19 protein-coding genes are annotated in these 22942 nt (G+C 67.0%); 9 read left to right on the top strand and 10 right to left on the bottom strand.

Annotated features, from left to right (window positions below; genetic code table 11):
- Positions 1-30: 30 nt before the first annotated feature.
- The 6 genes from CRO39_RS18430 to dnaA form a co-directional block, all read right to left on the bottom strand.
- The gene (locus CRO39_RS18430) at positions 31-840 is read right to left on the bottom strand and encodes a M48 family metallopeptidase (protein ID WP_097123442.1); all 810 of its coding nucleotides are present in this window, start codon (positions 838-840) and stop codon (positions 31-33) included.
- 107 nt (positions 841-947) lie between these two features.
- Positions 948-1757 carry a CPBP family intramembrane glutamic endopeptidase gene (locus CRO39_RS18425; RefSeq protein WP_238394652.1) on the bottom strand — a complete coding sequence of 270 codons (810 nt, stop codon included), beginning with the start codon at positions 1755-1757 and terminating at the stop codon, positions 948-950.
- A 22-nt stretch (positions 1758-1779) separates the two neighbouring features.
- Entirely contained in the window at positions 1780-4233 is a 2454-nt protein-coding gene (gene gyrB, locus CRO39_RS18420; protein WP_097123441.1) for a DNA topoisomerase (ATP-hydrolyzing) subunit B, read from the bottom strand.
- A 279-nt stretch (positions 4234-4512) separates the two neighbouring features.
- Positions 4513-5601: a DNA replication/repair protein RecF gene (recF, locus tag CRO39_RS18415; protein ID WP_097123440.1), complete on the bottom strand. Its 1089-nt coding sequence runs from the start codon at positions 5599-5601 to the stop codon at positions 4513-4515.
- Between the two features lie 319 nt (positions 5602-5920).
- Positions 5921-7021, bottom strand: coding sequence for a DNA polymerase III subunit beta (gene dnaN, locus CRO39_RS18410; protein WP_097123439.1), 1101 nt, complete (start codon positions 7019-7021; stop codon positions 5921-5923).
- A gap of 231 nt (positions 7022-7252) precedes the next feature.
- On the bottom strand, positions 7253-8572 hold the full coding sequence (gene dnaA / locus CRO39_RS18405; protein WP_097123438.1) for a chromosomal replication initiator protein DnaA: 1320 nt from the start codon (positions 8570-8572) through the stop codon (positions 7253-7255).
- 271 nt (positions 8573-8843) lie between these two features.
- Between dnaA and rpmH the strand changes: the two genes are divergently transcribed.
- The 5 genes from rpmH (at position 8844) to CRO39_RS18380 (ending at position 13846) form a co-directional block, all read left to right on the top strand.
- Entirely contained in the window at positions 8844-8984 is a 141-nt protein-coding gene (rpmH, locus tag CRO39_RS18400) for a 50S ribosomal protein L34 (protein ID WP_097123437.1), read from the top strand.
- Between the two features lie 84 nt (positions 8985-9068).
- Entirely contained in the window at positions 9069-9497 is a 429-nt protein-coding gene (gene rnpA / locus CRO39_RS18395; protein WP_097123436.1) for a ribonuclease P protein component, read from the top strand.
- A 13-nt stretch (positions 9498-9510) separates the two neighbouring features.
- Complete coding sequence (gene yidC / locus CRO39_RS18390; protein WP_097123435.1) at positions 9511-11244, top strand: membrane protein insertase YidC; 1734 nt, start codon at positions 9511-9513, stop codon at positions 11242-11244.
- A 167-nt stretch (positions 11245-11411) separates the two neighbouring features.
- Positions 11412-12758, top strand: coding sequence for a tRNA uridine-5-carboxymethylaminomethyl(34) synthesis GTPase MnmE (gene mnmE, locus CRO39_RS18385; protein WP_097123434.1), 1347 nt, complete (start codon positions 11412-11414; stop codon positions 12756-12758).
- A gap of 86 nt (positions 12759-12844) precedes the next feature.
- Entirely contained in the window at positions 12845-13846 is a 1002-nt protein-coding gene (locus tag CRO39_RS18380; RefSeq protein ID WP_097123433.1) for an energy transducer TonB, read from the top strand.
- 482 nt (positions 13847-14328) lie between these two features.
- Here CRO39_RS18380 and CRO39_RS18375 read toward each other — a convergent pair whose 3' ends face one another.
- From CRO39_RS18375 to CRO39_RS18360, 4 genes are all read right to left on the bottom strand, one after another.
- Positions 14329-15510 (bottom strand): ABC transporter permease, encoded by a 1182-nt coding sequence (locus CRO39_RS18375; protein WP_097123432.1) that lies wholly within the window; start codon positions 15508-15510, stop codon positions 14329-14331.
- On the bottom strand, positions 15507-16253 hold the full coding sequence (locus CRO39_RS18370; RefSeq protein ID WP_097123431.1) for an ABC transporter ATP-binding protein: 747 nt from the start codon (positions 16251-16253) through the stop codon (positions 15507-15509). Before CRO39_RS18370 ends, CRO39_RS18375 begins: the two co-directional genes overlap by 4 nt.
- 28 nt (positions 16254-16281) lie before the next feature.
- The gene (locus CRO39_RS18365) at positions 16282-17778 is read right to left on the bottom strand and encodes an alpha/beta hydrolase (RefSeq protein WP_097123430.1); all 1497 of its coding nucleotides are present in this window, start codon (positions 17776-17778) and stop codon (positions 16282-16284) included.
- Positions 17779-17907: 129 nt separating this feature from the next.
- The gene (locus CRO39_RS18360; RefSeq protein WP_097123429.1) at positions 17908-18678 is read right to left on the bottom strand and encodes a ferredoxin--NADP reductase; all 771 of its coding nucleotides are present in this window, start codon (positions 18676-18678) and stop codon (positions 17908-17910) included.
- A gap of 85 nt (positions 18679-18763) precedes the next feature.
- Between CRO39_RS18360 and CRO39_RS18355 the strand changes: the two genes are divergently transcribed.
- From CRO39_RS18355 to CRO39_RS18340, 4 genes are all read left to right on the top strand, one after another.
- A complete protein-coding gene (locus CRO39_RS18355; protein ID WP_097123428.1) occupies positions 18764-19729 on the top strand; it encodes an ABC transporter ATP-binding protein in 966 nt (321 codons plus the stop codon).
- 85 nt (positions 19730-19814) lie between these two features.
- Positions 19815-20609 (top strand): ABC transporter permease, encoded by a 795-nt coding sequence (locus CRO39_RS18350; protein WP_097123427.1) that lies wholly within the window; start codon positions 19815-19817, stop codon positions 20607-20609.
- A 278-nt stretch (positions 20610-20887) separates the two neighbouring features.
- Positions 20888-21550 carry a hypothetical protein gene (locus CRO39_RS18345; RefSeq protein WP_097123426.1) on the top strand — a complete coding sequence of 221 codons (663 nt, stop codon included), beginning with the start codon at positions 20888-20890 and terminating at the stop codon, positions 21548-21550.
- Between the two features lie 117 nt (positions 21551-21667).
- On the top strand, positions 21668-22774 hold the full coding sequence (locus tag CRO39_RS18340; RefSeq protein ID WP_097123425.1) for an OmpA family protein: 1107 nt from the start codon (positions 21668-21670) through the stop codon (positions 22772-22774).
- Positions 22775-22942: the final 168 nt, after the last annotated feature.

Raw genomic sequence — 22942 nt, 5'->3', positions numbered from 1 at the left:
TGCTGCTATGCAACAGATCGCCCCCGTATGTCAGCCGCAGCGCGGCGTGTTGCCGGCCTTCCTGGCCGACTCGTAGACCGGCAACAAGGCCGGAACGTCGCGCTGCAATTCGCGGATCCGGCTGCTCGGATCCGGGTGGGTCGACAGCCATTGCGGCGGCCGGCTGCCGCTGCTGGCCTGCATCATGTTCTGCCACAGATCCACCGCCTGCCGCGGATCGAAGCCCGCCCGTGCCATCAGCCGCTGGCCGACGACATCGGCCTCGCTTTCCTGCTCGCGCGTACCCGGCAACAGGAACCCGGTCTGCGCCAGCAGGCTGCCGCCCTGGGTGGCCAGGCTCGAACCGGCGTCGCCATAGCGGCTGCCGACCAGGGCACCAAGCAGGCTGACCCCGGTCTGCGCGCCCATCTGCCGGGTGATGCGTTCATCGTGATGATGCTCGACCACGTGGCCGATTTCGTGCGCAATCACCGCAGCCAGCTGATCCTGATTTCTGGCGACCGTGAAAATGCCGGTATTGACGCCGACCTTGCCGCCAGGCAACGCGAACGCATTGGGTTCCTTGTCGGCGAATACCGCAGTTTCCCAGGCGACCTGCTGCTGGGCGGCGGGCAGCTGCCGCACCAGCGCGTTGACCACGCAGCGGACATAGGCATTCTGCTTGGCGTCGTTGCTGATCGGGCCTTTGCTCTTGGCCTCGGTGAATGCCTGCGCGCCCAGTTGATCCAGTTGCTGCTGCGACATGCCGCCGACGTACTGCTTGCGACCGGTGGAGGAGGTGGTCGTCGCGCAAGCGGTCAGGCAGGCCGCAACGGCTACACATAAAACCCACGATTTCATGGCGGCGTCTCTCCTACGGATGTCCAGTGTGTGGAAGTCGTGCTTAACTTTTCGTCAAACAGGCTGAATCGCGGCCAATCGGGGCATTCAGGCAATGCCGGCCAGCATCAGCCGGCGCCCCAGATTCCCAACGCGGCCAGGGCCAGCGCATTGTTCAGCGCGTGCGCCGCTACCGGCGCCCATAGCGTGCCGGTGCGGCGGTACAGCCACGCGAACAACATGCCCATCAGCATGTAGACCAGCAGCAGAAAGCCGGTCGCCAACGCGCCCTTGCCGGTGGCGCCCGGCAATTCGTGGGCCAACGCGAACGCCAACGCGCTGAGCAGCATGCCCAGCAGCGGCCGGCCGGCCGCCCACAGCCGCCCGAACAGCACGCGGCGGAACAGCAGTTCCTCATAAGCCGGCGCCAGCAGCACCACGAAGACGGTGAGAAACAGCGGGTGGCTGGCCAAGGCCTGCTTGATCAGCGCCAGATTGCTGGGATCGGGCGCCACGCCCAAGCGCTGGCCCAGCCGGGTGGCCACGACGGTGAACGCGAAGCTGGCCATACCCGCCGCCGCCGCCAGCCACCAGGTGCTGGCATGCCGCGCTGCGGTCCAGGAGATGCTGCGCTCTTCCAGGCTTGCCCGGCGCCGCCAGAAATACAGCGCCACCGCCGCACCGCCGGTGCCCAGCACGGTGAACCACAGCTGCGCCAGGATGCCCGGCTTGCCGATGGCTTTGGCCAGCGCCTGCGCATCGGTGCCGCCGCCGGCCTGCAGACCGGCGCGGATGCCTTCAAACAACGCCCAGCCGGCACCGCAGACAAGCATCACCGCCAGCATCAGCAGCACCGCCAACAGCAGGTCGGCGAAAAAACCGGCCAGCGCCCGCATCAACGGCGCGGGCAAAGCGGCAGCGCCGGCCGTGTCCTGCATGCGTCGCACCGGCGCCGACGAATCAGACGTCGAGATTGGCGACCTTCAGCGCATTGGCTTCGATGAAGTCGCGGCGCGGTTCCACCACATCGCCCATCAGCGTGCTGAAGATCTGATCGGCGGCCACGGCGTCTTCGATGCGCACCTGCAACAGGCGCCGCGTATCCGGGTTGACCGTGGTATCCCACAGCTGCTCGGGATTCATTTCGCCAAGGCCCTTGAAGCGCTGGATGCTGCGGCCCTTCTTGGCCTCTTCCAGCAACCAGGCCTGCGCCTGGGCGAAGCTGGCGACGGCCTGGCTCTTGTTGCCACGCACGATCTGCGCGCCTTCGCGAATCAGGCCGTGCAGCGATGCGGCGGCTTCGCGCAGCGGGCGCAATTCGCCGGACTCGAATACCGACAGCGGCAGCACCTGGATCAGTTCCTCGCCCATGTGCCTGCGCGTGGCCAGCAGCGCGGCCGGGCGCTGATCAGTGGCGGCCTGCAAGGTCAGCTTGTAGCGGACGCTGCCGATGCCGCCGCGGTTCAGGCGCGCTTCCAGCGCATCGAGCTCGTGGCGTTCGTCGATGTTTTCGGCCAGATGCGCCACGTCCAGCGGAGTGAAGTCGATCAGCGCTTCCAGCAGAACCGGATCGTAGCGGTGCGCGTTGCGCGCGATCGCTTCGCGCGCGCCGGAGTAGGACAGCAGCAGCCGTTCCAGCGCTTCGCCGGTGATCGGCGGTTCGCCTTCGGCCGGAATCAGGCCGGCGTTCTCGACCGCGCTGTTGGCCAGGTAGACGTTCAACGCCGCGTCGTCCTTCATGTACAGCTCCTGCTTGCCCTGCTTGAGCTTGTACAGCGGCGGCAGGCCGATGTAGACATGGCCGCGCTCGATCAGTTCCGGCATCTGCCGGTAGAAGAACGTCAGCAGCAGCGTGCGGATGTGCGAACCGTCGACGTCGGCGTCGGTCATGATGATGATGCGGTGGTAGCGCAGCTTGTCCGGGTTGTATTCGTCGCGGCCGATGCCGGTGCCCAGCGCGGTGATCAGCGTGCCGACTTCGGCCGAGGCCAGCATGCGGTCGAAGCGCGCGCGTTCGACATTGAGGATCTTGCCGCGCAACGGCAGCACCGCCTGGTTCTTGCGGTTGCGGCCCTGCTTGGCCGAGCCGCCGGCCGAGTCGCCCTCGACGATGAACAGTTCCGACAGCGCCGGATCCTTTTCCTGGCAGTCGGCCAGCTTGCCCGGCAGGCCGGCGATGTCCAGCGCGCCCTTGCGGCGGGTCAGGTCGCGGGCCTTGCGGGCCGCTTCGCGCGCACGCGCGGCATCGACGATCTTGCCGGCGATGGCACGGGCTTCATTGGGGTGTTCCTGCAGGAACTCCTCCAAACGAGCACCGAACGTGCTCTCAACGACCGGCCTGACCTCGGAACTGACCAGCTTTTCCTTGGTCTGCGAAGAAAAGCTCGGGTCCGGCACCTTGACCGACAGGACCGCAATCATGCCCTCGCGCATGTCGTCGCCCGACAGCGCCACCTTGGCCTGCTTGGCGATGCCGCTCTGCTCGATGTAGTTGCTCAGCGTGCGCGTCAGCGCGGCACGGAAACCGATCAGGTGGGTGCCGCCATCCTTCTGCGGGATGTTGTTGGTGAAGCAGAACATCGTTTCCTGGTAGGCGTCGGTCCACTGCAGAGCGACGTCGACGGTGATGCCGTTCATTTCCCCGGACACCGAAATGACGTTCGGATGCAGCGGGGTCTTCAGCTGCGCCAGGTGCTCGACGAAGGAACGGATGCCGCCCTCGTACTGGAACACGTCCTGGCGCACGCCTTCGCCGGCCTGGCCGCCGCGCTCGTCGATCAGGGTGATCCTGACGCCGGAGTTGAGGAAGGACAGTTCGCGCAACCGCTTGGCCAGGATGTCGTAGTGGAACTCGACATCGGTGAAGATTTCCGCCGCCGGCTTGAAGCGCAGCGTGGTGCCGCGCTTGCTCGAGGGCTCGACCTGCTTGAGCGGATACAGCGGCTCGCCCAGCGCGTATTCCTGCTGGTGATGGTGGCCGTCGCGCCAGATGTCCAGCCACAGGCGCTCGGACAGTGCGTTGACCACCGACACGCCGACGCCGTGCAGACCGCCGGAAACCTTGTAGCTGTTGTCGTCGAACTTACCGCCGGCATGCAGCACGGTCATGATGACTTCGGCCGCGGAAACGCCTTCTTCCTTGTGGGTATCGACCGGAATGCCGCGACCGTTGTCGGAAACCGCGACCGAACCGTCTTCGAGGATTTTCACGATCACATCGTCGGCATGGCCGGCCAGGGCTTCGTCGATGGCGTTGTCGACCACTTCGAACACCATATGGTGCAGGCCGGTGCCGTCGTGGACATCGCCGATGTACATGCCCGGGCGCTTGCGTACCGCTTCAAGGCCGCGCAGGACGGTGATTTTGCTGGAATCGTAGTTGCCGTTCGGTGCAGGAATCGTTTCGTCGGTCATTCGCTTCAGTCGGCTGCATAGCCAGGGCGCCCAGCGCTGCGCAGGACACCATAGCTATAGGGTTCAAGAGGCGAATTATAGCATTGCGGCGTCTCGCGGCCCGGCGGCGGCGGCGGCGTGGTGCAGGCCGGGTACATCCACCGCCCGTCCCGGCTACGGTTGGGGGCCGGAGCTTGCGCCGTTGCCTGCGGCCACGCGCCGGCAGGGCCCAAGACCACGTTCCGATTCCCCTCCTGCGGGCCCGATGACGCTGCGCCGGCGGGCCGGCATCGCCGACGTCTAGTTCTGCAGCCGGACGGCCCCGTGTTCCACGTGGAACCAGGTCGGCTGGACGTCCATTTCCTGCAAGGCGGCCGGCGTTTCGGTGCCGGTCACGAAGATCTGCGCGCCGCTGCCCAGCAGGCGCTCCAGCACGCGGCGCTGGTGGTTGCGATCCAGCTCCGAGGCCAGGTCATCCAGCGCAATCACCGGCCACTCGCCGCGGCGCCCGGCATAGTCCTGCGCCTGCGCCAGCAGGCAGGACAGCGCCGTCAGTTTGGCTTGGCCACGCGACAGCGTTTCGCGGTGCGGTGCCGCAGCGTAGTCCACCCGCCAGTCCGCCCGGTGCGGGCCCACCGAGGTATAGCCGGCCGACCGGTCCCGATCCCGCGCCAGCAGCAGTGCGTCGGCCAGCGACAGCTCATGGCGCCGCCACCCGGGCTGGAAGTCCAACGACGCGCGGCCCAGCGAGGGCACCAGTTCCGCCGCCGTCTGCGACAGGCCCGGTTGCAGCTGCTCCAGGTACTGCAGGCGTCGCCGCGTCAGCGGCTCACCCGCCTCGGCGAGCTCGTGGTCCCAGGCATCGAGCTGGCTGCCGCCCGCGCCGGACTTCAACAGTGCGTTGCGTTGCTTCAGGGCGCGGGCATAGCGGCGCCACAGCGGCAGGAAGTCCTGTTCCACGTGGAACAGACCCCAATCGACGAAGCGGCGGCGCGGTTCGCCGCCGCCCGTCACCAACGCATGGCTGCCGGGCTCGAAGCTGACTACCGCCAATGCCGCGCACAGTTCACCCAGCTGCGCCACCGATTCCCCGTCCAGCCGCCCGGTCCAGGCCTGGCCGCTGTGGCGCAAACCCGCCTTGCGTAGCCGGGAAAGCGCCTGCTCCTCCCATTCCACGAACACCTCGACCGCCTCGACACCGGTGCGCACCAGCCCGTCGCGGACCCGCCCGCGGAAACTGCGGCCATAGGCCATCAGGTGCAACGCTTCCAGCAGACTGGTCTTGCCGGCGCCGTTGTCGCCGGTGATCAGGTTCAGGCCGGCTGTGGGCGACACCGATACGTTGTCGAAGCGCCGCAGGCCACTGACGGTCAGCCGGGTTACCCGCACGGAAGCGGTTCCGGCGAAGGCAATGGCAGCGGAGAAATCGGTGTACAGAAGGAGGCGGGGGGCATGGGGCCGATCTTAGCCGGGTTTGCCGGTGCGGATTCTCCGTTGCCGGACCGGCCGGTAGCCGGCAAGGCCAACAGAAGCCTTTTGGCGCGGCTCAAATCCGAAAACAACGATTCAAACCCGCTTCAATCGCTTCATCCATTCCATCTGTGCCGAAAAACAAGCCAAGCGTCCGTAACCGGCGTCGTTGCGTACGAAACGGCTTCGCCCGGCGCAGGGCCGGGCGAAGTCGGGATGTTTCACGTGAAACAGCGCGTCACAGCCGCAGCGGCATCACCACATGGCGCGACTTCTCGCTGCTGGCCTCGCGTACCAGCGCCGAGGAGTTGGCGTCGCGCAGCTGGATGACGATGTTCTCGTCGCGTAGCGCCGACAGCGCGTCGAGCAGGTAATTGACGTTGAAACCGATGGCCACGCCATCGACCTTGGTATCGGCCTCGATTTCTTCCTGCGCTTCTTCCTGTTCCGGGTTGTGCGCACTGATCTTCAGCTGCCCCGGCGAAACTTCCACGCGGACGCCGCGGTATTTCTCGTTGGACAGGATGGCGGCACGCTGCAATGCCGCGCGCAGCACTTCGCGGTCCACCTTCACTTCGCGGTCGGCGCCAATCGGAATCACCGCGGCGTAGTCCGGGAAGCGGCCATCGATCAGCTTGGAGGTGAAGGTCACATCGTCGCGTTTGACCCGGATATGGCTGCGGCCGACCTCCAGTTCCACGATCCGATCGCCGCCTTCCAGCAACCGCTGCAACTCGGTCACGCCTTTGCGCGGCACGATGATCTGGCGCTTGGAGACCTGCGCGCCGTCCAACGGTGCTTCGCACAGCGCCAGCCGGTGGCCGTCGGTGGCCACGCAGCGCAACTGGTGATCGCTGAGATCGAACAGCAGGCCGTTGAGGTAGTAGCGGACATCCTGCTGGGCCATCGCAAACGCGGTGCGCTCGATCAGCTCCTTCAGCGTCGCTTCGGGCACATCGACGCGTTCGGTGGCTTCCATCTCGTCGACCGACGGGAAATCGTTGGCCGGCAGCGTGGCCAGCGTGAAGCGGCTGCGTCCGGCCTGCACGGTCACCTTGTCGCCACTCTGGCTGACGGTGACTTTGCTGCCATCGGGCAGGGCACGGACGATGTCGAACAGCTTCCGCGCCGGAATGGTGGTTTCTCCGTCCTGCACGTCGTCGACCGCGCTGCGCGCAATCATTTCCACTTCCAGGTCGGTGCCGGTCAGCGAGAGCTGTCCGCCCTGGACCTGAACCAGGAAGTTCGCCAGTACCGGCAACGTCTGCCGGCGTTCGACCACATTGACCACCTGGGTCAACGGCTTGAGGAATGCTTCGCGCTGCAGACTGAAACGCATGTGGATGGTCGCCCCTTTGGTGCCTGATGCTTCTAAAAGAAGAGGAAAAGATCTAAAGCTGGTGGTGATGGTTTCGCGGAAAAGCGTGGAGAACCTATACAACCATTTGAATTAAAACAGTTTTTAGCCTATCCCAAGCCCGTGGACAACCTCCGGTGGGAGGGGCGGGAAAGCTGTGGATAAATTTTGGCCTGTTTTATGGCCACAGTTTATCCACACCCGCCCGCCATTTTATTCACTGAGTTTACGGATCAACTTATCCCAATCCTCGCGCAGCTTGCCATCGGTCTCCATCAGGTTGCGGATCTGCCGGCAGGCATGCAGCACGGTGGTGTGGTCGCGGCCGGCGAAGGCGTCGCCGATTTCCGGCAGGCTGTGTTCGGTCAGTTCCTTGGCCAGCGCCATCGCGACCTGGCGCGGCCGCGCCAGCGAGCGGGTGCGGCGCTTGGACAACAGATCCTTGATCTGCAGCCCGTAGTAGTCGGCCACGGTCTTCTGGATGTTGGGAATGCTGATGGCCTGCTGTTGCGCGCGCAGCAGGTCGCGCAGGGTTTCCTGGGCGAACTCGGTGGTGATGGCGCGGCCGGTGAAGTTGGCGCGCGCGGCCAGCGTGTTGAGCGCACCTTCCAGGTCGCGCACGTTGCTGCGCATCTTCTTGGCCAGCAGGAAGGCGACGTCGTCGGGAATCTGCGTGCCGCGTTCGTGCGCCTTGGCCAGCACGATGGCGGCGCGGGTTTCGAAATCCGGCGGTTCGATCGCCACCGACAGGCCCCAGGCCAGCCGCGATTTGAGCCGCGGTTCCAGGCCCTCGACTTCGCGCGGGTAGCGGTCGCAGGTCAGGATGATCTGCTGGCGGCCGTCGAACAGCGCATTGAAGGTGTGGAAGAACTCCTCCTGGGTGCGGTCCTTGCCGGCGAAGAACTGGATGTCGTCGATCAGCAGCGCGTCGACCTGCTGGAAGCGGCGCTTGAACTGATCCATCGACTTTTCGATCAGCGCCTTGGTCATCGCGCTGAAGAACTGCTCCGAACGCAGGTACAGCACCCGCGCCGCGGGATTCTGCCGGCGCATCTCATTGCCGGCGGCGAACATCAGGTGGGTCTTGCCCAGGCCGGTGCCGCCGTACAGCAGCAGCGGGTTGTGCGAACGGTCGCCCGGCTTCTGCGCGGCCTGCCAGGCGGCGGCGCGGCCAAGCTGGTTGCTGCGGCCCTCGACGAAGTTGTCGAAGGTGTAGTGGCTGTCCAGATTGCCCGCGTACGGCTCCAGCACCGGATTGGCCGCTGCCGGATGGCCCGGGCGGGCAGTCTCGGCGCTGCGCACGCGCGAGCCGATTTCCACCGACACCTCGTCGTGGCCGACGAAGTAGTCCAGCAATTCGCGGATCCGGCCCAGGTAACGCTCGCGCACCTGCTCGACGATGAAGGCGTTGGGCGCATACAGCACCATCGCGTCGCTGCGCTGTTCGGCCTGCAGCGGTTTCAACCAGGTGTGCACATCCTCGGCCGGCAATTCGGCTTCCAGGCGTTCGAGACAGCGGGGCCAGGCATCCATCGCGTGAAGCAACTTGAATCTCGTCGAATAGTGGGCCGCACGACGCAGAACGCGACGCGGGCCGGCAGGAAAACGGAGTCGGCCAGACTACCACCGCGCCCGGGTCGCGCCAACGATGTTGTGCATAACATGTGGATGAATGGACCAACGGTCGGGAATTCGGCCGGCCTGGCCGCAGCCGCGCATGCCGGCCGGGCAAGGAGTTGATCCCAAGTGGCCGGTTCCTATAGAATTTCCGGTTCTTTCCAACCGCCAACCGCCCGAGGGCCCCATGGCCACCAAGCGCACTTATCAACCCAGCAACCTCAAGCGCAAGCGCGACCATGGCTTTCGTGCCCGCATGAAGACCGCCGATGGCCGCAAGATCCTGTCGCGTCGCCGCGCCAAGGGTCGCAAGCGCCTGACCGCCTGATGGCTTTGCCGCGTTTCGCGGCCAAGACATCATGTCCGTTTGCCAACAAGAGCCCGCGCCCGCCAGCGCGGGCTATCTTGCGTTATGAGCGCCGGATTTCCGCGTGCCGCCCGGGTGCGCACCCGCGCCGAGTATGCCGGCGTATTCGAACAGGCGCGCCGGACTTCGGATCCGTTGTTCAGCCTGCACTGGTTGCGGACCGAAACGCCCGCCCGCCTTGGGTTGGCGGTATCGCGCAAGGTCGATACCCGTGCGGTGGTACGCAACCGGATCAAACGCGCGCTGCGCGAGCAGTTCCGCCAATTGCGTCCGCAGCTGGCGCAGGGCGATTACGTGGTGGTGGCGCGCGCCGCCGCCGCGCAGGCGCTGCCCGCACAGTTGCGGGAAACCTTCGTGCGTACGCTGATCCGCGCCGGCGCGTTGCCGGCAGCGGCCGCGAGCGGCACAATGCCGCCGGTCGCAGCGTTGCCTCCCTCCACCGATAAGAAAAAACCGGATAACCACGCCGGTTGAGATTGCCTGTCCGATGAACCAGACCCGTGTATTCCTGATTTTCGCCTGGCTGATGGTGGCGACCCTGCTGTGGATGGAGTGGAGCAAGGAAAAGGCCGCGCCGGCCGGTTCCGGGCAGGCCAGCTCCGAGCAGGCCGATGCCGCAGCGGCGCGGGTCGATGGCGCCAGCACCGTGCCCAGCGCCGCCGGACTGACGGTCCCGGCAGTGCCGGCCGGCACCACGACGCCGGCCGCGCCGGCCGTGGAAACCAGCGCCCGCGCCAATGCCAGCGCGCCGCGGGTCACGGTGACCACCGATGTGTTGCGGCTGGTCCTGGATGGCGGCAGCGTGCTGACGGCGGATCTGTTGCAATACCCGCAAAGCAAGGCGCCGGGCAGCGGTCCGGTGCGACTGTTCAGCGAAGACCCCAAGCAGTATTACGTGGCCGAAAGCGGTTGGGTCAGCGGCAGCGGGGCTGCGCCCAGCCATGAACGGGGCTTCGTGCCGGAGGCCGGTGTTGCCGACGTGACGCTGGCGGCGGATGCCAGCGAGGTGTCGGTGCCGTTCGTGTGGCAGGGCCCGGACGGCGTCAGCATCCGCCGCACCTATACGCTCAGGCGCGGCGACTACGCCATCGAAGTCCGCGACGAGGTAGCCAATGCCGGCTCGGCCGCATGGCAGGGCCATGTCTATCGCCAGCTGCTGCGCAATCCGCCGCAGATCAAGACCGGCATGACCAACCCGGAATCCTTCAGCTTCAATGGCGCGACCTGGTGGGACGGCGCCTATCAGCGGCGCAAGTTCGACGAGGACTACCTGGAAGACGGCCGCGTCGAAAAGCAGACCACCGGCGGTTGGATCGGCATTCTGCAGCATCACTTCTTCAGCGCGTGGATTCCGCAGCCGGATGACGCCACCACCATTTCGCTGGACGCCCCGGTGGTCGCCGGCAGCGCGCGTGCGCTGATCCGCGAAATAGGTCCTGGCGTGAACGTGGCGCCGGGGCAGCAGGCCAGCACTTCGGCACGGCTGTGGGTCGGTCCCAAGCTGGTCGACAAGATCACCGCCGCCAAGGTACCCGGCCTGGACCGCGCGGTCGATTACAGCCGCTTCTCGATCCTGGCGCTGCTGGGGCAGGGCCTGTTCTGGGTGTTGAGCTTCCTGCACGGCTTCATCGGCAACTGGGGCTGGTCGATCATCGGCCTGGTGATCCTGGTCAAGCTGGCGCTGTATCCGCTGTCGGCGGCGCAGTACAAGAGCTTCGCCAAGATGCGCAAGTTCCAGCCGCGCATCGCCCAGCTGAAGGAACGCTATGGCGAGGATCGGCAGAAGTTCCAGCAGGCGATGATGGAGCTGTACAAGAAAGAGAAGATCAACCCGATGGGCGGCTGCCTGCCGATCCTGGTGCAGATGCCGGTGTTCCTGGCGCTGTACTGGGTGCTGGTGGAGTCGGTGGAACTGCGGCAGGCGCCGTGGTTCGCCTGGATCCAGGATCTGACCGCGCGCGACCCGTTCTTCATCCTGCCGGTGATCAATGCGGTGGTGATGTGGCTGACCCAGAAGCTGACGCCATCGCCGGGCATGGACCCGATGCAGCAGAAGATGATGCAGTTCATGCCGCTGGTGTTCGGCGTGATGATGGCGTTCTTCCCGTCCGGCCTGGTGCTGTACTGGGTCACCAACGGCGCGCTGGGCCTGCTGCAGCAATGGTGGATGACCAAGCGCCATGGCGAGTCCGCGCCGGCCAAGGCCAGCACGGCCAAATAGGGCGCTTCGCCGCTTCCGCACCCTCAGCAAACCCGCCGCGAGGCGGGTTTGCTGTATCGCCGCCAGGGCGACGAAGCCTTTACAAGCGGGCCAAAAGCCGGATGCTCTTCCCGATTCCCGATTCCCGATTCCCGATTCCCGATTCCCGATTCCCGATTCCCGATGTGATGGCTGAAATTCCCACCGACACCATCGCCGCCATCGCCACCGCCGCCGGCGCGGGCGGAGTCGGCATCGTGCGGCTGTCCGGCCCGCACGCAAGATCCATCGCCGCCGATCTGTGCAAACGCGAGCTGACGCCGCGCCACGCCCATTACGTGCGCTTTCACGATCAGGACGAGACGGCGATCGACGATGGCATAGCGCTGTCGTTTCCCGCACCGCACAGCTTCACCGGCGAGGACGTGGTCGAACTGCAGGCCCACGGCAGTCCGGTCGTGCTGCAGCAACTGGTCGCGCGCGCCTGCGCGCTGGGGGCGCGGCATGCCCGTCCGGGCGAGTTCAGCGAGCGCGCCTTCCTCAACGGCCGTATCGACCTGGCCCAGGCCGAGGCCATCGCCGATCTGATTGCCGCTGCCGACAGCCGCGCCGCGCGCGCGGCGCGGCGCGCGCTGGACGGCGTGTTCTCGCAGCGGGTCGAGGCGATCGCCGAGGCGTTGCTGCGGTTGCGGGTGCATGTGGAAGCGGCGATCGATTTCGCCGACGAGTCGCTGGATACGCTGGGCGGGCGCGAGGTCGGCACCGGTCTGCGGCAGGCCCAGGCGCAGTTGGCGGCCTTGCTAGCCGAGGCCGAGCGCGGGCGCAAGCTGCGCGATGGCGTGCATGCGGTGATCGTCGGGCCGCCCAACGCCGGCAAGAGTTCGCTGCTGAACGTGCTGGCCGGCAGCGAGCGGGCCATCGTCACCGACATCGCCGGCACCACCCGCGACACCTTGCGCGAAACGATCCGGATGGATGGTCTGGAACTCCATCTGGTGGATACCGCCGGCTTGCGCGAAGGCGGCGATGCCATCGAACGCGAGGGCATGCGCCGGGCGCGCCTGGAACTGGAGCGCGCCGATCTGGCGCTGGCGGTACTGGACGCGCGCGACCCTGAAGCTGGCCGCAGCGCCGTCGCCGATGTCGTTGCGCAGGTGCCGAGAATCCTGTGGATCCACAACAAGGCCGATCTGCTGGCGCAGGTTCCGGACGATGGCCACGCGCAGGTGTACGTTTCGGCGGCCAGCGGCTACGGCATCGACGCCTTGCACCGGCGCCTGCGGACGCTGGCGGTGGGCGATGCCGATGAGGCTGGCGCCAGCGGGGAATTCTCGGCCCGGGCTCGCCATGTCGAAGCGCTGCAACGGGCATCGGTGCATGCCGAAAACGCGAACCGTGAGCTCGGTCACGAACGGCTGGAGCTGGCCGCCGAAGAATTGAGGCTGTCGCAGGACGCCTTGGGCGAAATCACGGGGAGGATTTCGCCGGACCAGATGCTGGGGCGGATTTTTTCCACCTTCTGCATCGGCAAATAGTTTGCCGAGGTTGACAAAAACGGCCGGATGCCGCGTGCTACGGTCTGGGGAGTTTGATCATTCGCGTTTTTGGGGGAGTTGAACCAATGCTGTTTTCCACGATTTCCGGGAAGTCGCGGCGTGCCGCGCCGCTGTTGCTGATAGCCGCGTTGGCGGCCTGCTCCAAGGACGAACCGGCCGCCGAAGCGCCCGCGCCGGTGGCCGGCCAGCCGGCCGCAGCGCCCGCGGCCGAACCGCCGCCGGCCGTTTCCGCGCAGGTGCAGGCGATGAGCGCCGATGAGCTGCGCCAGCTGGCCACCAACGCGCTGCGCGAGAACCGCATCTACGCGCCGGGCGGCGACAACGCCATGGAGTATTACCTGGCGCTGCGCGACAAGGCGCCTACCGATCCGGGGGTGACCAGCGCACTGACCGATCTGATGCCGTATACGCTGATTGCCGCCGAGCAGAGCATTGCCCGCGAGGAATTCGATGAGGCGCAACGGCTGTCGGCGTTGATCGAAAAGACCGACCCGGCGGCGCCGGCGCTGCCGCGGTTGAAGCAGAGCATCGCCACCGCGCAACAGGCCGTGGCCCAGCGGGCGGTGGCCAGCGAAGCCCTTGCCGAGCAACAGGCCCGCCAGCAGGAACAGCAACGGCTGGCGCAGCAGGCCGAGCAGCAGCGCGCCGCCGAGGCCCAGGCCGCGCAGCAGCTGGCCGCCCAGCAGGAAGCCGCTGCCCGCGCCGAGAGCGAACGCCAGGCCGCGGCCCAGCGCGAAGCCCAGCAACGCGCCGAGCGCGAGGCCGCCGCACGCAACACCGCCACCGCGGCAACCACGGCGGCGGCGCCATCGGCCGCGACGCTGCGCGCGGTCAGCACGCCGGCACCGCGCTATCCGCCGGAGGCGCTGCGCTCGGGCACCAGCGGCGAGGTGCTGGTGGAAATCACCGTCGGTACCGACGGCTCGGTGACCGCCGCCCGCGTCGTCCGCGCCAATCCTGCCCGCGTATTCGACCGCGAAGCACTCAATGCCGTGCGCCGCTGGAAGTTCGAACCGGTCGACGCGCCGGTCACCACCCGCCGCACGATCGGCTTCAACCCGGGCTGATCGCTGCTATCGCGACAACGAAGAAGGGGCGGATTTCTCCGCCCCTTTTTTTGTTCTTCTCCCGCTTCCGGGGATGTCGGCTTCGGCGGGCTCGGCTTCGGTAGGAGCCGCCGCCCGTCAGGCTGGGGGGTGCTCCGCCCTCCTGACGACGTCGTGTCTTTACGTCGGGCCGCAAGCCATCCATGGCCTGCTCTCCGCACCCCCCAGCCCGTCGGTCGTCGCCTTTGGGCAGATGGCAGGTCGCGACTTCGGAAGGTCCTTCTTCGAGCGCCGACCATGTGTCCAGAAGCCGGTGGCCAGGGCAGTGCGGGACCGTCCGCGGCATGGATGCCGCGGAAGAGCCCACAGGGACGTGTTTACGGCGTGTCCCGCACTGCCTTGGTCACCGGATTCCACATAGACGTTCCCCTGCACTTGGGAGAAGAACCTTTTTTCCTACAGACTCTCACTTGCGGGAAGAACCGATTGACCCGGGATATTACCTAGCCCGAGATGGCCAGCTTTTCCTGCCGGTAGCGATGCACCGCGGCGAACCAAAGCAACACGGCCAGGGCCAGGCTGGCGGCCAGGTAGACGGCCCAGATCTGCGGTGCGATGTATTCGTTGCGGATCACCTTGAGCAGCAGCTGGTTCTGCGCCAGGAATGGCACCGCGAACTGCCACAGCTGGCTCTTCAGCGGATTGACCATCAGCGCGAAGGTCGGAATCATCGGCAGCAGCAGCAGCCAGGTCATATGGCTTTGCGCCTCCTTCATGCTCTTGGCCGACGCCGCCAGATAGGTCAGCAGCGAGGTGCCGATGAACAGCATCGGCAACAGCACCAGCAGCATCTGCGCCATCGCCGCGAACGAGACGTTGAGCTGGCGGCCGATGCCCGAGGCCACCTGCGCGCTGAACTTGAACGCCAGCAGCGTCAGCAGCAGCGTTGCCATGCCGACCACGCAGGCGGCGGCAATCTTGCCGCTGACGATCGCGCCGCGCTGCGCCGGCGTGGCCAGCAGCGGTTCCAGCGACTGCCGTTCGCGTTCGCCGGCGGTGGCGTCGATGATCAGATAGGCGCCGCCGATGAACGAGGTCAGGATCAGCAGGTACGGCAGCAACACCGACAGCAGCACGCCGCGCTTGGCTTCCGGCGTGGCCAGGTCGCGGGCGCCTATGTTGACCGGCCGCGCCACCGATGCGTCGATGCCGCGCGCCAGCAGCCGCAGCGAACCGACCTGCTGGCTGTAGCCGGACAGGGCCGTGCGCAGGCGCGCGCTGGGGATGTCGGCGTCGCGGCGGGTGCTGTCCATGACGATCTCCACCAGCGCCGGGCGGCCTTGGCGCCAGTCGCTGTCGTAGCTGTCGCTGATGCTCAACGCCACATCGACGTCCTGGTTGCGGATCGCCGCATCCAGATCCGGCGGCGCCGCCACCGCCTTGATGCCGTGGGTGGCCAGGAACGCCAGCAGGTTGGGCGCCCGCTCGGCACCGAGCACCGGCACCTCCAGCGCCTTGCCGACCTGGGTCTTGACCCGCTGTTCGCCCAGCGCGCCCATGCCCAGCATCAACGCCGGGTACAGCAGCGGTCCGAGCAGCAGCGCCAGCGCCAGCGTGCGGCGGTCGCGGGAAAGATCGCGCAGTTCCTTGCGCATCACGGTCAACACGGTGCTGAAAATACTCATGCCTGCAATCCCTCTTCCGAACCGATGACCTTGACGAACGCTTCCTCCAGGTTGTCCTCGCCGGCCTGCGCGCGCAGTTCGTCGGCGCTGCCTGCGGCCACCACGCGGCCCTTGGCGATCACGACGATGCGGTCGCACAGCGCGGCGACCTCCTGCATGATGTGGCTGGAGAAGATCACGCAGCGCCCTTCCTCGCGCAGCTGGCGCAAGAAGCCGCGCATCGCGCGGGTGGTCATCACGTCCAGTCCGTTGGTCGGTTCGTCGAGGATCACGTTGCGCGGGTCGTGCACCAGCGCGCGCGCGATGGCGGTCTTGGTGCGTTGGCCCTGGCTGAAGCCTTCGGTCTGCCTATCCAGGATGTCGTCCATGTCCAGCGCGGCCGACAGCAGGCGCGTGCGCTGTTCGATCTGCGCACGCGACATCCCGTGCAGCTCGCCGAAGTAGGCGATGTTCTCGCGCGCGGTCAGGCGCTTGTAGACGCCGCGCGCATCCGGCAGCACGCCCAGCGCGCGCCGCACGGTGACCGGGTCGCGGGCGGCATCGACGCCGTCGACCATCACCTGGCCCTGGTCCGGTTTCATCAGCGTGTACAGCATGCGCATGGTGGTGGTCTTGCCGGCGCCGTTGGGGCCGAGCAGGCCGGTGATCTGGCCATCGCGCGCTTCGAAGCTGACCGCGTCCACCGCGGTGACCTTGCCGGCCTTGGTCTTGAACGACTTGTGCAGATCCTTGGCGACAATCATGCGGTTTCTCCTTGCAGAAGGGTGCGGCTCATGGTTCCCACCCGTTGAAGCTGGTGAACGGCGGCACGTAGTCCAGTGTGTCCAGGCAGGCGGCGTCGAGCGCCTTGGCATCGGCGCTTTCCAGGAAGCGGCCCATCAGCTTGGGCACGCAGCCGACCGCGAACGTGCCATGGCCCTGGCCGCGCAGCGTCAGGTGGCGGCCATTGGGCAGGGATTCGAGCACGTGATCGCCATAGCGCGGCGGGGTGACCGGATCCAGCTCGCCGGACAGCAGCAGCGCCGGCACCTCGGACGTCAACGGCGCATGGAAATCGTCCGGGCGCTTGCCGCTGGGCCAGGCCGAGCATTGCGCCTTCAACAGGACGTTCATGGCATCGCCGAGCACGGTATCGCTGTCGGCCGGATTGGTTTGCAGCAGATCCGCGTCCTCGGCGCAGATCACCGACAACTGCATGCCGTGCATGAACTGATCGCCCAGCTGGTTCTGCAGCAGCTGCGCCAGCGACATCAACGGCGCATAGCGGCCCTGATCGGCTTCGTTCAACACCAGCGGCAGCAACGCCGCGGCCTGCGGCGCGTACGAGAACATCCGCGTCAGTCCGGCTACGCTGCCGGCATCCAGCGTGCCCTGCCTGAGCTCGCCGCTGGACGGTTCGCGGTACTCCACCGGCTGCGGTTGCTGCGCCAGCCGCTGCATCAGGCTGCGCAGTTGTTCGCGCAGATCGCTGCCGAAACGATCCGCGCAGGCCGGCAGCTGCTGGCAGCGCTGGAACTGCAGCGCCAGCGCCGCATCCAGATTGCGCGCATGTTCGCTGCCCAGCGCCAGCGTGTTGGGCACCACGCCGTCGAGCGCGATCGTGCGGGTGTGCTGCGGGTAGCGCATCGCGTACTGCTGGGCGACCCGGGTGCCGTAGGAGCCGCCGACCAGGTTGATCGTCTCCGCGCCCAGCGCCTGCCGCACCGTGTCCAGATCGCGCACCGCATCGGTGGTGGTGTAGAAGCGGGTATCGGCATCCAGCCGCTCCGCGCAGCGCAGCGCAAAACGCCGGTTGGCTTCTTCGCTGGCATCGGCGATATCGCCATAGGCGTTGTTGCCTTCGGCATCCAGGCAAGCCAGCGGATGCGATTGGCCGGTGCCGCGCTGATCGACCAGGATGATATGGCGCTGCTTGCGCACCTCGGCAAAGGCCGCATCGATCGATGGCCAGACTTCCACTGCGGCCTGGCCGGGGCCGCCGGCCAGGAAGAACACCGGGTCGGCGGTCGCCGCGCCTTCGCTGGTGGCCGGCAGCCAGGCCAGATTCAACGCAATCCTGCGGCCGCCCGGCGCGTCCGGATTCTCGGCCACCTCGAAGCGGGCGCATTGGGCCTGGACGTTGTTGCCCGCATACGGCGTGGTCAGCGTGCAGGGCTCGAAGGCGATCTCGCCATAGTGGCGCAGCGTGTCGGCCGGCGGGGGCGCTCCGTGGCAGGCCGCCAGCAGCAACGCGGCGGATCCGGCCAGGAGATGGCGGGAGGTGTGCATGGCAGGGTTCCTTTGCGAATACCGCAACAGCATGCCATGACGACGCAGCGCGCCGGATGTGACCAAAGTGGGTGCACCGCTTGCCGCTGATGCGGCCAACCGCCACTCCAGGCCCGCGCCCGCGCTTGCCTACTTGCTGCTGACGTACTTCTCGCGGCGGATCTGCGGCACCGGCAGTCCGGCCTGTTTCAGCGCCTCGAAGCAGGCATCGACCATGTTGGGGTTGCCGCACAGGTAGGCGATGTCGGTCTCGGGATTGGGCGCGAATTCGGCCAGATGCTGCTGCACATAGCCCTGCCGCACGTCCGGGTGCGGGTGGTCGGGAAGCTCGCGCGAAAAACACGGTACGAAGCGGAACTGCGGATGCCTGTCGGCGAAGGCGCGGAAGTCGTCGCCGTACAGCAGCTCGGCCGGCGTGCGCGCACCGAACAGCAGCACCACTTCGATACCGCGCTGGGCGATCCAGGTTTCCAGCTGCGGCAGCATGGCCCGGTATGGCGTCACCCCGGTGCCGGTGCCGATCAGCAGATAGCGCCGGTTCCTGTCGCCCGGCATCAGGCAGAAGCGGCCGTAGGGGCCGCTGGCGTCGACATGCCCGCCCGGCGGCAGGCCTTCGAACAACGCCGTTGCGGCCCCGCCAGGTACGTAGCTGACCGCTATCTCCACCGCTTCGCCCGGACCCAGCGCGTGATCGTGGATGGTCGCCAAGGAGTAGCTGCGCTTGGTCGCGGTGCCGTCGGCGTATTCGAAATGCACCTGGATGAACTGGCCGGGGATGAAGTCCAGCGGCATTCCGTCATCGCGGACAAAGACGTAATGGCCGACGCTGGGGGCCAGCATGCGCCGCTCGACGAGCTTCAAAGGGAAATGGATGATGGCCAATAGGTCGGAATGGAACAGTGTGGTGCCGGGTCCAGCCCCGCGGGAGGCCTATAATAAGCGTTTGCACTCTTCCGGGCGCCCCAGACCGCGCCACAAGGCCTCCATGGTTCAGCACGCTTCCGCATCGGCTCCCGCCCTGGCCATCACCGACCTGCGCAAGGTCTACGACAACGGCGTGCAGGCGCTCAAGGGCGTCTCGCTGCAGGTGGACCCGGGCGACTTCTTCGCCCTGCTGGGCCCCAACGGCGCCGGCAAGTCCACCCTGATCGGCATCGTCAGTTCGCTGGTCAACAAGAGTTCGGGCGAAGTCGAGGTGTTCGGCGTCAACCTGTCCGGCGACCGCGACGGCGCGATGCGGTTGCTGGGCCTGGTGCCGCAGGAAATCAACTTCAACATGTTCGAGAAGCCGCTGGACATCCTGGTCAACTATGCCGGCTTCTACGGAGTGCCGCGCGCCGAGGCGCTGGTGCGCGCGGAAGAGGAACTCAGGCGCGCGCAGTTGTGGGACAAGGCCACGCTGATGAGTCGCACGCTGTCCGGCGGCATGAAGCGGCGGTTGATGATCGCACGCGCCATGATGACCCGGCCGCGGCTGCTGATCCTGGACGAACCGACCGCCGGCGTGGATATCGAAATCCGCCGCGGCATGTGGAAGACGCTGAAGGAGATCAACGCCGCCGGCACCACCATCATCCTGACCACCCACTACCTGGAAGAAGCCGAAAGCCTGTGCCGCAACCTGGCCATCATCGACCACGGCACCATCGTCGAGCAGGGGCCGATGCGCGAACTGCTGGCCAAACTCGACGTGGAAGGTTTCCTGTTCGACATCGACGGCGAACTGCCGGCGCGGCTGCCGGCCATCGAGGGCACCACGCTGACGGCCGCCGACAACCACACGCTGGAGCTGGACATGCCGCGGGCGATGGATCTGAACCGCGTATTCGCCGCGCTGGGCGCTGCCGGCATCCGCGTGCGTTCGATGCGCACCAAGAGCAACCGGCTGGAAGAGCTGTTCGTGCGCCTGACCGGCGATGAAGCCGCGGCCAAGCGGGAGCAGGCGGCGTGACCGGTACCCGCCCTTGCGAAGCAGGGGTGACGCCAACGCCGTTCGCGCCACCGCCAGGCCGGAATCCAGAGATCGAGAAACCAGAATGACCCAAGCTACCGCATCAACGCCGTTGCAGAAGAATTTCGTCGCGCTGGGCACCATCGTGCGCCGCGAAATCATGCGCATCCTGCGCATCTGGGGCCAGACCCTGGTGCCGCCGGCGATCACGATGACGCTGTATTTCCTGATCTTCGGCGGCCTGATCGGCTCGCGCATCGGTCCCATGGGCGGCTACAGCTACATGGAGTTCATCGTGCCGGGCCTGGTGATGATGAGCGTGATCCAGAACAGCTACGGCAACATCTCCTCCAGCTTCTTCGGCGCCAAGTTCGGCCGCCACATCGAGGAGCTGCTGGTCAGCCCGATGCCCAACTGGGTGATCCTGGGCGGCTACGTGGCCGGTGCGGTGCTGCGCGGGCTGATGGTCGGCGCCATCGTGCTGGTGATCGCGCTGTTCTTCACCCGGGTCAGCGTGCCGCACCCCTTCGTCACCTTCACCACGGTACTGCTGGGCGCGACCATCTTCTCGCTGGCTGGCTTCATCAATGCGGTCTACGCCAAGAAGTTCGATGACGTGGCCATCGTGCCGACCTTCATCCTGACTCCGCTGACCTACCTGGGCGGCGTGTTCTATTCGGTCACGCTGCTGCCGCCCTGGGCCGAGGCCGCCACCCACGCCAACCCGATCTTCTACATGGTCAACGCGTTCCGCTACGGCCTGCTGGGCACCAGCGACGTGCCGCTGTGGATCGCCTATGCGCTGATGCTGGGCTTTGTGGCGGGGCTGGGCGCGCTGGGCCTGTGGCTGCTGAAGCGAGGCGTGGGGCTGCGCAGCTGAAGCGCGCCGCGTCGTTGCCGCCGGTGCCGCCCAAGCGGCATCTACCGAAGCGTGAGTCAGCCCGACCTGCAGGCTGCCCGGGCACGGCGGCTGCCTGGTTGCCGGCGCCGCTGCGCCAGGCGCCCACGGCAACCTGCCGGCACGTCCCTCTTGGCTTGCTGACGCCGTAGCGCTGCCCCTGTCAGTTTCGCGCCCCCGGATGCGTATGCAGACATGGGAGCGTCCGCCGCACGATCCGCGTCTGGCGGGATCGCTCTTCACGCTACGGGAGAGATCAGATGAAACTCCATGCGATTGTCTGCGCCACGGCGCTAGGCCTTGGCCTTTGCGCGGCCGCTGCCGTTGCGGCACAGGAGAATGCCGGAATCATCGGTGAGAAGGGGATCATCGGCGAGAAAGGCGCCGTTGATGAGGAGCGGCCTGCCGGTGAAACCAAGACCTTGGTGCGTTCCTCGCCAGCGGAGGTGAGCCAACGCGCCGCCGCCGGCACGCACGGCGTGGTCGGCCCCGCAGCGACGGCGCCGCGGGTCGAAACAGCCGGCAAGGCGCAGCAGCGCGAAAGCGCGGCGATCGCGCCGAATCAAGGCCTGATCCCGCGGCCGTCGGTGGTTGGCCCGGTCGGCAGCAACCCGATCGGCAGCCGCAGCAGCAATCAGAACGATGGCGGCAAGGGACCGCCGAACGATCCGCCGAACGAGAACCTGGGCAGGCTGGCCGGCGGCGCCGGCTGGGCGGGGAAGAGCGAGGACAAGCAACCGCCCAAGGAACCCGAGCCCAAGGATCCGAAAGGTCCGGACAAGCTGGGCCATGCCGCGTTGAGGTCCCAGACCCTGGACGCGGCCACCCGCGCCAACCCTGCCGCCGTCCAACGGGCCACGCAGGTCCGTGCCGCCGACGCGGCGCAACAGGCGGCAAAAGGACCGGTGCAGGGCCAGCCCTGATCGTGGCCGGCCCGCGCCCGTCCGGCGCGGGCCGATGGCTGTATCGCCGGGCCGGTTGCTGCCGGGACCATCGCGTTCGCGGCCTTCGGTAAGGACTTTTGATCTCAGGAGAATGTCATGAAGACGAAACTGTCGATTCGCCTCGCCGGCCTGCTGGCATTGGCCGTGGCCGCCGCGCCGGCCACTGCGCAGAACCTCGGTGGCGCGCTCAAGGATACGGTCAGGCGCGCGGCCACCAGCGAAGTGCAGCGCAAGGCCGATCAGGAAACCCGCCGCGCCACCCGCTGCGCGCTGGGCGACAAGCGCTGCGCAAGCGCGCAGGCAACGGGAAGCAAGGCACCGGCCGGCGCCGCTGACGCGACCCGCGGCGGTAGCGACCATCCGCTGATCCCGCGCTATGAAGACTCGCAGATCGTCCATTACGAATCCGAGGAATTCACCGACTACGGCCTGCGCACCGGCAAGGCGAAAAGCAGCGGCACCCGCATGGTCGAGGGCAAGCTGACCCGGATCACCTACCAGAGCCCGCAGGACCGCTCGGTGCTGGAAGTGTTCCGCAATTACGAAACGACCCTGCGCGAAGCCGGCGCGCAGACGCTGTTCACCTGCGCCGGCGCGGCCTGCGGCGACATCCGCAAGGACATCGAAAGCGACAAGCGCTACATGCTGTTGTGGGGCAGCGGCGACCACCGCTACCTGGCCGCGCGGCTGGCGCGCGGCGGCGACGAGGTCTTCGTGTCGGTGTGGGTGACGAAAAACGCCAGCGGCGGGCCGGCGCGCGGCCGCGCGATGGTCCAGCTGGATGTGGTGGAAACCAAGGCGATGGACGACCGGATGGCGGCGATCGATGCCGACGCGCTGCGCCGCGACCTCGCCGATGGCAGCGCCACCTTGTACGGCATCCAGTTCGACACCGGCACCGACCGGCTGCGGCCGGAAGCGGACGAACAGATCGTGCAGATCGCCAGGCTGCTGGAACAGGACCGCAGACTGTCGATCCAGGTGATTGGCCACACCGACGCGCAAGGATCGGAGAGCAGCAACGTGGCGCTGTCCGAGCGCCGCGCCCAGCGCGTGGTCGACCGGCTGGAAGCGCTGGGCATCGACCACGCGCGCCTGCATGCGCGGGGTCTGGGCGAGAGCATGCCGGTGGCGAGCAACGACAGCGAGGAAGGCCGCGCGCTGAACCGTCGCGTCGAAATCAGGCGCTGGGGTGGCCGATGAGGCGGCAGCCATGAAGCCATCGGTTTGCGTGCCGGAGCGTTCAAGCCCGCACGGCCGGGGTTGCGCGCCGACGGCGGGCGTTCGCGGCAACCGCCAGGCCGCCGGGCATTGCAGCAGGCGTATCGCAGAACGGAGGACGGCGATGACAGTTCGGAGAATTCCCATGCG

Source organism: Pseudoxanthomonas wuyuanensis (assembly GCF_900215535.1).
Taxonomy (GTDB): domain Bacteria; phylum Pseudomonadota; class Gammaproteobacteria; order Xanthomonadales; family Xanthomonadaceae; genus Pseudoxanthomonas_A; species Pseudoxanthomonas_A wuyuanensis.
The sequence above is the reverse complement of the archived record's forward strand: the minus strand, read 5'-3'. Positions and strand labels throughout refer to the sequence as shown.

Coding starts and splice junctions, on each gene's coding strand:
- CRO39_RS18430 (WP_097123442.1), bottom strand. CDS start 840: ATGAAATCGTGGGTTTTATGTGTAGCCGTTGCGGCCTGCCTGACCGCT.
- CRO39_RS18425 (WP_238394652.1), bottom strand. CDS start 1,757: ATGCAGGACACGGCCGGCGCTGCCGCTTTGCCCGCGCCGTTGATGCGG.
- gyrB (WP_097123441.1), bottom strand. CDS start 4,233: ATGACCGACGAAACGATTCCTGCACCGAACGGCAACTACGATTCCAGC.
- dnaN (WP_097123439.1), bottom strand. CDS start 7,021: ATGCGTTTCAGTCTGCAGCGCGAAGCATTCCTCAAGCCGTTGACCCAG.
- dnaA (WP_097123438.1), bottom strand. CDS start 8,572: ATGGATGCCTGGCCCCGCTGTCTCGAACGCCTGGAAGCCGAATTGCCG.
- rpmH (WP_097123437.1), top strand. CDS start 8,844: ATGGCCACCAAGCGCACTTATCAACCCAGCAACCTCAAGCGCAAGCGC.
- rnpA (WP_097123436.1), top strand. CDS start 9,069: ATGAGCGCCGGATTTCCGCGTGCCGCCCGGGTGCGCACCCGCGCCGAG.
- yidC (WP_097123435.1), top strand. CDS start 9,511: ATGAACCAGACCCGTGTATTCCTGATTTTCGCCTGGCTGATGGTGGCG.
- mnmE (WP_097123434.1), top strand. CDS start 11,412: ATGGCTGAAATTCCCACCGACACCATCGCCGCCATCGCCACCGCCGCC.
- CRO39_RS18380 (WP_097123433.1), top strand. CDS start 12,845: ATGCTGTTTTCCACGATTTCCGGGAAGTCGCGGCGTGCCGCGCCGCTG.
- CRO39_RS18375 (WP_097123432.1), bottom strand. CDS start 15,510: ATGAGTATTTTCAGCACCGTGTTGACCGTGATGCGCAAGGAACTGCGC.
- CRO39_RS18370 (WP_097123431.1), bottom strand. CDS start 16,253: ATGATTGTCGCCAAGGATCTGCACAAGTCGTTCAAGACCAAGGCCGGC.
- CRO39_RS18365 (WP_097123430.1), bottom strand. CDS start 17,778: ATGCACACCTCCCGCCATCTCCTGGCCGGATCCGCCGCGTTGCTGCTG.
- CRO39_RS18355 (WP_097123428.1), top strand. CDS start 18,764: ATGGTTCAGCACGCTTCCGCATCGGCTCCCGCCCTGGCCATCACCGAC.
- CRO39_RS18350 (WP_097123427.1), top strand. CDS start 19,815: ATGACCCAAGCTACCGCATCAACGCCGTTGCAGAAGAATTTCGTCGCG.
- CRO39_RS18345 (WP_097123426.1), top strand. CDS start 20,888: ATGAAACTCCATGCGATTGTCTGCGCCACGGCGCTAGGCCTTGGCCTT.
- CRO39_RS18340 (WP_097123425.1), top strand. CDS start 21,668: ATGAAGACGAAACTGTCGATTCGCCTCGCCGGCCTGCTGGCATTGGCC.